Raw genomic sequence first — 12413 nt, 5'->3', positions numbered from 1 at the left:
GATCATCGCCAAAATCTGCCTGATCCTGTCAAACCGCCTTCAAACCAACCGGACCTACTGACTGAGCCCTTGCGCTTGTCCAGGAGCGTTCTTATGATTCGACCATGCAGGCCATTATCGAAAAAGTGCGCGCTCAGGCGCAGAAACATCTGTCTCCGGGTAAAAGCGTGAGCCTCTTGCCGCGCTTCTCTCTGTTTAGCTCAACCGCCAGCACTTGCCCGATACAAGCACTGTACGAGCCTATGTTCTGCCTCGTACTCCAAGGTGCCAAAGAGGTTCTGATTGGCGAACAGCTGTTGCGTTACGACACCGGCTCCTGCTTTGTAGGCTCGGTGGAGCTGCCGGTTTCCACCCGTATTCTGGAAGCGAGCCAGGTGCAACCCTATATCGCGCTCACGCTGACGCTCGACTTGGACAAAGTCGCTACTCTGGCGGCCGAATTTCCGCCCTCCCCCCGCTTCCCGATCGACTGCAACACGCCCGGCTTTGGTGTAAAACCGGTGACATCGGAGTTGATCGAACCCTGGTCCCGACTTTTTGGCCTGTTGGATACACCAGAGGATATTCCTGCGCTTGCGCCGATGATCGAGCGCGAACTGCTCTACCGACTGCTGACCGGGCCGCACCAGAACATCGTTAGGCAGCTGGTCGGCAACGATAGCCGCATCGGCCAGGTACGCCGCGCCATCAACTGGATCCGGTCCAACTACGTGGAGCGCCTGTCCGTGAATGCGCTGGCCGACCACGCGGGTATGAGCCAGGCCTCGCTACACCGACACTTCCGTTCGGCCACCGGCATTACCCCGCTGCAGTACCAGAAGCGTCTGCGACTGCAGGAGGCACGACTGAAGCTGCTGGGCGGCGCCGACGTTAGCAAAACCGCCTATAGCGTCGGCTATGAAAGCCCTTCCCAGTTCAGCCGCGAATACGCCCGGCTATTTGGTCAAGCCCCATCCGTGGATGCACAGCGTCTGAGAAGCCTCGGCGCCAGCGCAGAGCAGATCAGCACGCCGCCCTGCTGATTAACGAAACTGCCCCAACCCGCTTGGAAAACTGAGTTTGGGCACTTGAGTCCCCGAAGGCTTGAACCGGTCCGCGCCCGCTTTTACCGTTGAACCAGGCCAACGACTCACTTTTAATCTATTCAGGAGATTCAACAAGTATGGAAACGGCACTGGTAACCGGCGCGGGTCGAGGCATCGGCCTGGCCCTGGTGCAGCAACTGATCGAGAGCGGCTACCGGGTGATCGCGACCTGCCGCGGCGAACCCTCGCCGGCACTTCGAGCGCTCGAAAGCAGCAGTCAATGTCAGATCGAACAGCTGGAAGTGACAAGCCAGAGGTCGATCGAGGATCTGGCGCAAGCGCTATCCGGTGTGACTATCGACCTGCTGATCAACAACGCAGGTATCCTCGGCCCCAATAACCAGTCTTTGCATCAACTGGACCCGACAGACTGGCTGCAGACGCTGGCGATCAATACCGTCGCGCCCAGCATGATCAGTCTCGCGCTGCTGGATAACCTGAAGCGATCAGCGAACCCACGCATCATCACCGTCTCCAGCGATATGGCCTCGTTCCATGATGGCGGCAGCAGCCTGCTGGCCTATCGCAGTTCAAAAGCAGCAGCGAATAAGGCGATGCAGGGATTGGCGCTGGAACTGAGAAGCGATGGCGTGATCGTCTGCCCGGTGTTACCCGGCTGGGTACAGACCGATATGGGAGGCGCCAGCGCCTCGGAGACACCTGAAGAGAGCGCCAGTGGCATCATCAAACTGGCGCAACGCCTGACACTAAAAGATAGTGGACACTTCTTCACCTGGCGCGGCGATGAATATCCATGGTGATAGCAGGCCTGGCGATAACAGAGAGCAACAGGCCGGGCAGCTTAGCTGTTATCCCTGCCCGCCTGACGGAACTGGGTCGGCGATGATCCGAACACCATTTTAAAGCTGTGGCTGAAGTGGGTCTGGGTGGTAAAGCCGCAGGCGATCGCCACCTCGGAAATACTGTAGTCGGTCTTGCGCAGCAGTTGACGCCCTTTATTCAGGCGCAGCTCCAGGTAGTAGCGCGACGGACTGGTGTTCACATACTTGGAGAACAACCGCTCGATCTGACGACGTGACAACGAGGTGTAATCGCTGAAGTCGGTAATATCCAGCGGCTCCTCCAGGTTGTTCTCCATCAGCTCGATGATCATCTCGAGGTTTTTCGGTATGTAGTTCACGCCGCTGGAGAACGCCGAGTTCACGGAGCGATTCTCGTCCACATTCAGAATGCCGTTCACGCCGCGTTTCATATCGGCGCCGAACAGCTGCTCGATCAGATCCTGCATCACGCGGATCGCACTGTTCGGCCCTACACAGGTGAAGCTCTTGTTTTCGATGGTGTAGGAGGTGTTGCCGATGCGGGTGTTCGGGTAGCGCTCACGAATGAGATCACGACTATCCGGATGGGTGGCACACTCTGCCAGATCGAACATACCGGCCGCCGCGAGAAAATAAGTACCGTTCCACAGGCTACCGATCCAGATTTCCTCTTCCAGCGCTTTGGCGATCAGCTTATGGATCGGCGGAGAATCGCGCAGTGGTGTTCTCAACCCGCCGCAGATCACCAGAATGTCGATATCCTTAATGTTAACCGCATCGACACGCTGGTTAACCGCCACTTCTATACCCAGGTCACTGACCACCTTCTCGCCGTCGACACTGGCGGTTTCGACATCAAAAACGGGAGATGTGGTAATCAGATTAGAGGTTACCAGCACATCCACCGCGCCGGTAAAGGAGACCATGGAGAAGTTTTCCAGCAGCACAAACAGCGCTTTTTTCTTCTTCTCGTCGGTCACTTTGATATCTTTCGAGGCTAATCGAGTGGAGTGTTTGATAGGACTGGAGAAGCGATTGCTATTCATAACGGCGGACCCGACTCGATTAATAGTACTGGTGTTACAGCCCGGAGGGCGCTTCGAATAACCTGCCAGCCACCCCGTGCGTTCCGAGCTGCCCTGCGCTAATCATCCTTTCGATGAATTTTACTTCAGCTTTCAGCGTAGATCATCCTTCCGAAGGAGTAGTCTTTTCCTGACCAAGACGTCAGCATCGCCCTTGCCACGGGCTCTACCCGACTGCTCAGACCGGGCAATGGCGGTAAAACATTCCCTGAATGAGTACACTGGCTTGGCGCTGCTTTCCCAACCACCTGCCGATACGAACAAGGAGTTCCACCCATGGCCCACGAGATGAACCGCTCCACCCGCACCCTGTCCGCTAACGAACTGGAGGCACTCCAGGCTCCCGAAGTAAAAGCGGCGCGGGAAGACCTGGCCGCCTGTTTCCAGATGGCCGCGCATCTCGAGATGGAAGAAGGGATCTGCAATCACTTTTCCGCCCTGGTGCCCGGCCGCACCGACCTGTTTCTGGTTAACCCTTACGGGCTTTCGTTTGGCGAGGTGACCGCTTCATCCCTGTTGATCTGTGACTTTGACGGCAATGTCCTGGCCGGAGAAGGCCGCCCGGAAGCGACCGCGTTTTATATCCACGCCCAGGTTCACAAGCACTGCCCCAACGCCACCGCCTGCTTTCACACCCATATGCCCTGGGCCACCTCGTTAACACTTTCCGATGAAGACCCGCTGCTTTACGCCAGCCAGAGCTCACTGAAATTTTACGGCCGCGTGGCCGTGGATACGGACTACAACGGTCTCGCGCTCGGCCCAGAGGAAGGCGTACGGATCGCGAAATCCATGGGCGATGCGGACATCCTTTTTATGCGCCACCATGGCGTGATGGTCACCGCGCCAAGCATTGCTGAAGCCTGGGACGACCTCTACTTCCTGGAGCGTGCCGCCCAGGTGCAGCAACTGGCGCTCTCCAGCGGCCGCAAACTGGTGCCCGTGAGTAACGAGATCGCTCGCAAAACCGCCGAGCAGATCCGCGAAGAAGATACCACCAGCGCCGAAATGCACCTGGCCAGCATCAAGCGCCGCCTCAGAGGCGATGTAGCGCCGTTCGACGCCTGATAACACCTTATTAGAGATAGAACGATGAAAAGGTCCCTACTTGCCAGCGCGATTTTTCTTGCCGGCACCACCACCGCCGCACAGGCGCTCGCCAGCAGCTGTGCTGATCTTGCGAGCCTTGAACTCGATGGCCTCGATATCGGTAACACCGAAGCCCAGCCGGCACAGACACTGCCGCCCGATCCTATGAGCGCCATGACCGGCAGTTCGCCGCGTCCGGTCGAGGTGGGCACTCACTGCCTGGTGGAGGGCAAGATCGATGATCGTGAAGGTGTGAACGGCCACTACGGCATCCGTTTCCAGATGCGTCTGCCGGATCAGTGGAACGGCCGCTTCCTATTCCAGGGCGGTGGTGGCATGGACGGGTTTATTGCCCCGGCGATCGGCTCCATCCCCAGCACCGGATCAACAGCAACGCCCGCGCTCAGCCGTGGCTACGCCGTGGTCAGTATGGATGGCGGCCATAACGGCCAAGGGGCTGAATTCGCCAAAGACCAGCAGGCTCGTCTTGATCTGGCCTACGCCGCCATCGGCAAAGTAGCCGACACCGCCAAGGCGTTGATCCGCGCCCGCTATGAAAAAGCCCCCGAACACTCCTTCTTTATGGGCTGCTCCAACGGCGGCCGTGAGGCGATGATGGCGGCCCAGCGATTCCCCACCGAATTCGACGGCATCGTCGCCGGCAATCCCGGCTTTCATCTCTCCCGCGCATCACTGACCCAGGCCCGGGATGTGCAGACGCTGATGTCGGTGGCACCGGAAGGTGGCCTTTCCCGGGCGCTGACGCAGTCCGACCTGGATGTCGTCTCCAGTGAGATTCTGGCCCAGTGCGATACAAAAGACGGGCTGGAAGACGGCATCGTTGCCGCCCAGTGTGACTTCAACCCTGAAGCCCTACGCGGAAAGATTACCGATAACAAACTGGATGCACTGCTGACCGTGATGGCAGGCCCCCAAGGCAAACATGGCGAAGCGCTCTACAGCGACTGGCCCTGGGATCCGGGCATCAACAGCGCCGGCTGGCGTGCCTGGAAACTGGGCAGCGAACAGCGCCCTGCCATGAACCTGTCGATCGGCCCTGCCTCGCTGACCAAACTGTTTATGACACCACCGCAGGAGAATATGCCAGAGCAACCGGACTTCAACGCCCTGGCAAGCAATGTCAGCTCCGTGGGCGGCTACTTCGATGCCGACGAGGTATTTCTCTCCACCTTCGCCCAACGGGGAGGCAAACTGGTGATATTCCAGGGCCTGGCCGACCCGGTCTTCTCCGCCAACGATATCGCCCGCTGGTACACCGAAGCCTCAGCGATCACCCCAGACACCGCCCGCCTGTTTATGGTGCCCGGCATGACCCACTGCGGCGGTGGCAATGCGAGCTTCGAGAACTTCGACCCGCTAACTCTGCTGGAGAACTGGAAGGAAACCGGCGAAGCGCCGCAGATGATGCCCGCAAGCGCTCCCTCAATGCCGGACCGGGAGATGCCGCTTTGTGCTTATCCGACCTATGCGGAATATCAGGGAGGTGACATGAATAACGCGAGCAGCTTTGCCTGTGTGGAACGTTGAATAAGGGGAAGCCGTCGCTTTGATTTGGCAGATTAGCGGCGGCTTTCGACTCTAAGCTGAAGTGGTGGAAAGGACTACTCTACCGACGGCAGCCCTTAGCGGACGTTAAGCGCTTCACTAGGAGATGGGGTCCGGCACTTTAAGAAACATTCATCCGATATGAAAAAGGCACCCGCGAATTCAACTCCTAAGTGCCCAATTCATACCCACAATCCAGTTAGGCCTCTTTCAACTTCTTGCGGCGAATAGCAGCAAGTCCAAGCAGGGCTGTACCGAAAAGCCAGGCAGCAGCGGGAACTGGCACAGCGGAAAGTCGTTCGGTGTAGGTAAAGTCATAAGTCAGAGGTACGAACTGCGTGCCGAGTGCAAAAATATCCAGATCTCCCGCATATGCCAATACTTCTACAATCCCGGAACCGATATCAAAGGAAGCCGACTGAGAAAAAATTGAAAAGCTATCCTGTGTATTGGTAATCGTGTACTCACCACTTCGAAAAAAGCTTTGTGCTATACCGTTTATAGTTAATTCTTGCTCCCAATCCAGTGCGACTGAAACACCGTCCAAACCACTCGCCCTCGTCCACACGGAGGCCGTGTCTAGCGTAGAGCTTATTGTTTCCCCATCGAGAATGTTAAATGTGTCTGATCCACCCATCAATGCAATGATGCTCGCGTCTGCGTAGTCTGTTGAGCGGGTTATGGATACATCCAAGGTTGCTGCATTAACTGTTGAATTAAAGCTTATTAATAACAAAGCAACGGCGCCCAGGATAGATTGCCTCATAATCACATTCCTTTTGTAAAAGTTGATATAATCAAATCATGAAGCAAAATACAGGCCAAAATATAAAACATTATTTTTCAAAGAGATACTTTAAGTTCAACCTTAAAAACTTAAAATTCCTAGGTAGCACTGCTGAAATGTAAGGAATACTGACGCGGTTGCTATCTTTGTGTAAATTTCTTCGACAAAATTCGTTCCTGTACCCTGCCGCTGCCGTCCCTTCGCGGACATTAGGATGCCTTACGAAGAAGCGGATATCGGCACAAAACGAACATCTAACAGCCAAATAAGAAGAGCGCTAAAAAGCGCCCTGTCATTATCTAAAGAACAATTATTTATACAGTAATCGACTTACGGCGACGAAGTCTCGTACCAGCAAATCCAAGTAACGCAGTTCCAAATAACCATGCGGCGGCTGGAACAGGCACAGCCGAAATACCACTCACCGATATATTATCCAGTGTATAGCCCTGCCTGGCGATTGATAAATCTGAAATCCACCACCATCGAAGATCTACGTTAGAAAGTCCTGCAAAAGCTGAGAGATCGTACGTTAAAGTTCCAGCTCTGAATCCGGTATGAGCCGCGAACTGGCTTCCGTTAGCATACATCCAAAGCCAGTCGAAGCCGTATTCACTCCTACCGTATAGATCGAATGACAGTACTGCAGATTCCAAGTCAGAAAAGTCCAAGCCAGAAATCTGATAGGTTACATTTTCGTTGTTACTGTAAGATCCCAACGGATCACCGAGCATCCTCGAACCGGTCCCGTAATCATAAGAAGTTGTGAGGATCCAAGCATCACCAGTCAGGCTTTCATTCGCACCCAAAGACGATTCAAAGTCCTGCTCAAACACAGTAACTGTACCCGCCGATGTATAACTTGATACAAATACCAAAGACACCGTCATTAAAATCGCTTTTAAAGCTTTCATCAATTTCCCTTTACCACGCGACTAGATCGCACCGACCCATAAACATTTCTTAGAATAAATATGCATACAAATATTGCGCCAAAATAAATATAATTCTTAAAATACAAACATAAATATCTTTTAAGCATCGAAATCCAACTAGAGTCTGTAAAATCCTCCGACTCTTGCTTAAAGAGACGTATCTGAATAGTGTAAAGAAATCCGACTTTTCAATGTCAGTGTTGATGAATTGAATCCACAGCAGCGAAGCTGCCCCTGAAGGCCTACGCTGAGAGAGTCATAGCGCCTGCTATCCACACCCAAGGCTTATCCATTCTCAACAACAGTCTTTGCCTGCAATCCAACCAATCAAAGATAGTCACGGCTTCTGTTCAGACATAGAATCGCCTGCCGTTTCTGCTTCACTTTTCTTTCCGGACACTCCCGATGACAACCTCCCGTCGTTCTGCACTGTCAGTCTGGCTGCCGGTGATCAGTATGGCTTTTGCCGCTTTTGTGTTTAATACCTCCGAATTTGCCCCCGTAGGCTTGCTGAAAGGGATTGCTGATTCCTTTGATATGCACATCGCCGATACCGGGCTGATGATCACCATCTATGCCTGGGTGGTATCGCTGGTTTCTCTGCCGGCCATGTTTATCTTCAGTCATAACGAACGTCGCAAGTTGTTGCTGGGTGTATTCTTGCTGTTTGTGATCAGCCATCTACTCTCGGCCCTGGCGTGGAACTTCACTGTGTTGATGATTTCACGGCTGGGTGTCGCCCTGGCGCATTCCGTTTTCTGGGCGATTACCGCGGCGATGGTGATGCGAGTAGCGCCTGAGGGTAAGAAAACCCAGGCGGTCAGTCTGCTGATTGCCGGTTCCTCTCTGGCCAGCATTCTTGGTCTGCCGGTGGGGCGTATCGTCAGTGAATGGTTCAGCTGGCGGATGACTCTCCTGCTGATCGGCATGGTTGCCGGCCTGATTATGCTGGTGGTGTGGCGGGTGATGCCTGTGCTACCCAGCCAGAATGCCGGGTCACTGAAAAGCCTGCCCTCGCTGATGCGCCGCCCTGCTCTGCTGGGCCTTTATGTGCTGGTGCTGCTGACCGTCACAGCTCACTTTACCGCCTACTCCTACATCGAGCCGCTGGTACAGGATGTAATGAAATTCAGCGGCGGCTTTACCACCAGTCTGCTGTTTGTGTACGGACTTGCCGGGCTGGCGGGCACGCTGGTGTTCAGCCGCTTATACGGCCGCTTTCCGCTGGCTGTTCTGTTCAGCGCCATCGGCGTGATCAGCCTGTCGATGCTGCTGTTATTACCGGCGGCAAAAAGTCACGGCTGGGTGACGCTGATCTGCGCCTTTTGGGGCCTGGGCATTACCTTTATGACCCTGGCCGGTCAGCTGAAAATTCTGGAACTGGCTTCCGATGCCACTGACGTTGCCACCGCCATGTTCTCCGGTATTTACAACATCGGTATAGGCGGCGGTGCGCTGGTTGGCAGTCAGGTGATCATTCACTCAGGCCTGACGCAGATCGGCTATTCCGGGGCGACGCTCGGAATCATGGCGCTGGCCTGGGGATTGATGTTCTGCCTCTACTTTATGCGCCGCGCGCAAATGCCAGCAGTCATGAAGGAAAACCCGGCAGTGGGGGGTCAGCCCGCCGAGTAAAATTGAAAACCCCGTGTCGAACACTGCCGCCACGGGGTTTCTTCTTGCAGTGAGATCCCAGTTCTCTTCAAACTTTTCGGGCGCTTGCCCATTTGGCTCACTTGTTTCACCTAGAATATAGCCTAAATTTCAGACCGCGCCACAAGCAGGATTGACCCGCCTCACATCCGAACAGGTCTTTCCTTTCGCGCTCATTTTACCGCTTGAAGCTAAAGACCTCAGCACGAAATCAGTGCTCGTTACTCGATGTATCCTCAGAGCACTCTCATCGCATCTATATGCCAGCAGACACGCTCAAACACGGTTAGATCCCCGCTGCTGATCAACTCCAGGGGGGATTTGCCTTCGTAGTAGGGATCCTCGTGGGGGCTGGACATATAACCGTACACCTCTTCGGCATCGTCAAAGACCGTACCCAGGGATGAATGGATATTGAGCACGAAATTAACGCGTTCACACTGTTCCTCGTTAAGAACCGCAGGAAACGGCTTTTCGGGATCTAACTTCAGGATAGCGAGCGCCTGGTTTGGCGTGCACTGCCACTGGACCAGTACATGCAGTACCTCGGTAAGACTGGTGCTCATAAACTCTCCTCAATGACTCTTTTCGACCGTACCGCCGGGGTGGTTTCCGACAACCGCGCGAACAGTTCTTATATTTTTACAGTATAGATAGAGAGCTTGAGACGGGTGTCAGGAGCTCGCAGTCAGATTCCAACTTTGCCATCGCGCCTGGGCAAGGGATCGACGATATCGCGTGCGGTGCTCAGCACTGACTCCCATAAATCCCGCCGCCTCACCCGTTGCGAACAAGGACGCACACCACAAATAAACCCAGGCATAATTAAAAGCTTATACTAATAATAGACAATATTAATTTTTACTTATCCATACCCCAAGGCAAACTACTCCTACTTGGCCAGCACGCTGGTAATCAATTTAGGAGGTTTTGCTATGTGGATACTCAACGCTGCAGACTATGACGATCAGATCGCTGCTGATTGGCCGCAGAAGCCTATCCCCCTGCCGCCGATGCCGCACCAATAAAGAAACGGGCGCTTTCACCAGGCGCCCGTTTTTTGTTTTATCTTTCTATCAACTGCCTGTTCTATCAACTGCCTGTCCCATCTTATGCCTGACCCAGCGGTCCTGGTGGCACTGGATGTCACAGAGACTTCGTCTCACCGGACGGTCTGCACACCCGCCTGCTTCATATATTTTCCGAGCAAGATAAGTGAGGTGCCGGAAGCCAGCATATGAACCCCCAGCAATGTCCCGAGCAGCAACATGGTCGCAGCAGGTGAAGAGAGGACAACACCCGCCAGCACCAGGGGAATTATGCCCGCAATCAGCAGCGGCCAGAACAGCGGAGTACCGCGCTCTCTAATTCCCAGTATGATCTGCAGCACGCCGCTGACCGCGAATAACACCAGTATCAAGGTGGTCAGCGAGATGATGCCGGACAAGGGGTTGGCGATAAAAGACCAACCCAGCAGCAGCGTCAGAATACCGATAGCCAGAGAGCCCCATTTGCGCTCCGACTTCCCCTCCATGAAATAGAGGCCCGTTTGCGCCGCCCCTCCGATTAGCAGGATCAAACCGGTAACAATGACGATGGCGCCGGAAGCCACGGCGGCATTCAGAATAACAACCAGGCCAAGCGCACAGGTCAAAACGCCCGCCCAAAATACCTTTGTAGATTTTTTCATTTCAAAAATTCCTTTTCGATAAATTAAAAATCATTGAAATTCTATTAAACCTCTCGCTCTCCTCACCTAGCCATGCTCCTTTTATCACCTGCCGGCCTCGCAGCAACAGGCTTCGAAATTAAACGGGTGGCGGTCAACGACAGACCTGCCGAAAACTGCTAAGCAAGCCACTGCTTAAAGGTTTTCTGTCTATGACCAGCCTCCCCTTACCCTAGCCCAAAGAAGCCAACACGCCACAAAAACAGATGCTTCAGAACAAACTTTGCGAGCGCCAGGCGCGGAATTCCTGGCCGACTTGATCCCTGCCCCCAGGCAGGTCGGAGACTGTTGTTAAACGACACACTCTGCCCAAGGCCCACAGCCACACCCAATAAACAGCCAGCTATAAGCTAAAAATTATACTATTCATAGACAATATTAATTTTTACTTATTCGTACGTCGATGCAAACTGCTCCTACTTAGCCAGCACGCTGGTAATCAATTTAGGAGGTTTTGCTATGTGGACACTCAACGCTGCAGACTATGATGATCAGATCGCTGCCGATTGGCCGCAGCAGCCGATTCCCCTGCCGCCGATGCCGCAGCATTAATAGACAAACGGGCGCTCAATCTGAGCGCCCGTTTTCGTTTTCTCACCGCCCAAGTCAGCCTGCCGGCTGGTAAATTGGATAATCCACATAGCCTTCGGCACCGCCGCCATAGAACGACGATCGGTTAACCGACGCCAGCGGCCAACCGTTGCGGGTACGCTCGACAAAGTCGGGGTTGGCGACAAAGGGAGTGCCAAAGGCCGCCAGGTCGAGCACTCCGTCCGCAATCATCTGGTCCGCTTGCCCTGCCGACAAACCGCCCGCCAGCATCAAGGCACCCTTCCAGCTATCGCGAATCTGCCCCAGCAGCCCGCTGGTTATCAGTGCTTCCTGCGCGGCTAGGTGAAGATAGACGACGCCCCGCGCCTGCAGCGCTTCGGTGATATGCAGATAGGTCTCGGCGATATCGGCATACAAAGGCATTTCGCCCAACTCGTTGTAGGGAGAAAGACGCACGCCTGTACTGTCAGCACCAATCTCATCCACCACGGCATCAACCACTTCCAGCAGAAAACGGCTGCGGTTTTCCAGCGTCGCACCGCCGTAGCGGTCTTCCCGGGTATTAAAAGCCGGGTTGATAAACTGCTCAATCAGGTAGCCGTTTGCCGCATGAATCTCTACACCGTCAAAACCGGCCTCTATGGCGTTAGCCGCCGCCTGACGAAACTCGTAGACCACATCTTCAATACCGGCTGCATCCAGCGCCTGTGGTTCACTTGCCGCCAGATCGCGGGCCTGGCCCTGGTCGTCGTAGGCAAACGCCTTACCGCCCGCCACCGCCACGGAGCTGACCGGGGCGCTATTGTTCGGCTGGATGCTGCGATGGGATACGCGGCCCACATGCCAGAGCTGGGCGAAGATTCTTCCGCCCTGCTCATGAACTGCGTCGGTCACCTCGCGCCAGGCATCCACCTGGCGGTCGCTGTAGATACCGGGCGTGTACAGGTAGCCCGTGCCCTGACGGGAAACCGGCACGCCCTCACTGATAATGAGTCCGGCGCTGGCACGCTGGGCGTAGTAAAGCGCGGTGTTATGATCGGGCACGCCATCGACGGCACGGGAGCGCGTCATCGGCGCCATCACTACGCGGTTGCTCAGCCGGGTAGCGCCCAATTGATAGTCGCTTAACAGGTTGTCCATTTTGTGCCTC

11 protein-coding genes are annotated in these 12413 nt (G+C 54.8%); 5 read left to right on the top strand and 6 right to left on the bottom strand.

Annotated elements, in window-relative coordinates; translation table 11 throughout:
• Positions 1 to 104: 104 nt before the first annotated feature.
• Positions 105 to 1022: an AraC family transcriptional regulator gene (locus CLV83_RS18030; RefSeq protein WP_132295786.1), complete on the top strand. Its 918-nt coding sequence runs from the start codon at positions 105 to 107 to the stop codon at positions 1020 to 1022.
• A gap of 140 nt (positions 1023 to 1162) precedes the next feature.
• A complete protein-coding gene (locus CLV83_RS18025) occupies positions 1163 to 1846 on the top strand; it encodes an SDR family oxidoreductase (RefSeq protein ID WP_132295783.1) in 684 nt (227 codons plus the stop codon).
• Positions 1847 to 1887: 41 nt separating this feature from the next.
• Here CLV83_RS18025 and CLV83_RS18020 read toward each other — a convergent pair whose 3' ends face one another.
• Positions 1888 to 2913: a GlxA family transcriptional regulator gene (locus tag CLV83_RS18020; RefSeq protein ID WP_132295780.1), complete on the bottom strand. Its 1026-nt coding sequence runs from the start codon at positions 2911 to 2913 to the stop codon at positions 1888 to 1890.
• Positions 2914 to 3228: 315 nt separating this feature from the next.
• Here CLV83_RS18020 and CLV83_RS18015 point away from each other — a divergent pair, with 315 nt between their 5' ends.
• The gene (locus CLV83_RS18015; protein ID WP_132295777.1) at positions 3229 to 4020 is read left to right on the top strand and encodes an aldolase; all 792 of its coding nucleotides are present in this window, start codon (positions 3229 to 3231) and stop codon (positions 4018 to 4020) included.
• A gap of 24 nt (positions 4021 to 4044) precedes the next feature.
• On the top strand, positions 4045 to 5589 hold the full coding sequence (locus tag CLV83_RS18010; protein ID WP_132295774.1) for a tannase/feruloyl esterase family alpha/beta hydrolase: 1545 nt from the start codon (positions 4045 to 4047) through the stop codon (positions 5587 to 5589).
• A 217-nt stretch (positions 5590 to 5806) separates the two neighbouring features.
• On the opposite strand, the gene CLV83_RS18005 is transcribed toward CLV83_RS18010, so the two are convergent.
• Together CLV83_RS18005 and CLV83_RS22710 are read right to left on the bottom strand one after the other, a co-directional pair.
• Positions 5807 to 6373 (bottom strand): VPLPA-CTERM sorting domain-containing protein, encoded by a 567-nt coding sequence (locus tag CLV83_RS18005; protein WP_207894938.1) that lies wholly within the window; start codon positions 6371 to 6373, stop codon positions 5807 to 5809.
• A gap of 335 nt (positions 6374 to 6708) precedes the next feature.
• Positions 6709 to 7308: a VPLPA-CTERM sorting domain-containing protein gene (locus tag CLV83_RS22710; RefSeq protein WP_207894937.1), complete on the bottom strand. Its 600-nt coding sequence runs from the start codon at positions 7306 to 7308 to the stop codon at positions 6709 to 6711.
• Positions 7309 to 7734: 426 nt separating this feature from the next.
• Here CLV83_RS22710 and CLV83_RS17995 point away from each other — a divergent pair, with 426 nt between their 5' ends.
• Positions 7735 to 8964 carry a sugar transporter gene (locus tag CLV83_RS17995; RefSeq protein WP_132295771.1) on the top strand — a complete coding sequence of 410 codons (1230 nt, stop codon included), beginning with the start codon at positions 7735 to 7737 and terminating at the stop codon, positions 8962 to 8964.
• Between the two features lie 254 nt (positions 8965 to 9218).
• On the opposite strand, the gene CLV83_RS17990 is transcribed toward CLV83_RS17995, so the two are convergent.
• From CLV83_RS17990 to CLV83_RS17980, 3 genes are all read right to left on the bottom strand, one after another.
• On the bottom strand, positions 9219 to 9548 hold the full coding sequence (locus CLV83_RS17990; protein ID WP_132295768.1) for a DUF2384 domain-containing protein: 330 nt from the start codon (positions 9546 to 9548) through the stop codon (positions 9219 to 9221).
• Positions 9549 to 10144: 596 nt separating this feature from the next.
• Positions 10145 to 10672 carry an HdeD family acid-resistance protein gene (locus CLV83_RS17985; protein ID WP_132295765.1) on the bottom strand — a complete coding sequence of 176 codons (528 nt, stop codon included), beginning with the start codon at positions 10670 to 10672 and terminating at the stop codon, positions 10145 to 10147.
• A 645-nt stretch (positions 10673 to 11317) separates the two neighbouring features.
• Positions 11318 to 12403, bottom strand: coding sequence for an alkene reductase (locus tag CLV83_RS17980; protein ID WP_132295762.1), 1086 nt, complete (start codon positions 12401 to 12403; stop codon positions 11318 to 11320).
• Positions 12404 to 12413 lie beyond the last annotated feature (10 nt).

The sequence above is a fragment of the Marinobacterium mangrovicola genome (assembly GCF_004339595.1).
Lineage (GTDB): Bacteria > Pseudomonadota > Gammaproteobacteria > Pseudomonadales > Balneatricaceae > Marinobacterium_D > Marinobacterium_D mangrovicola.
This window is presented reverse-complemented; position numbering and strand designations above follow the sequence as displayed.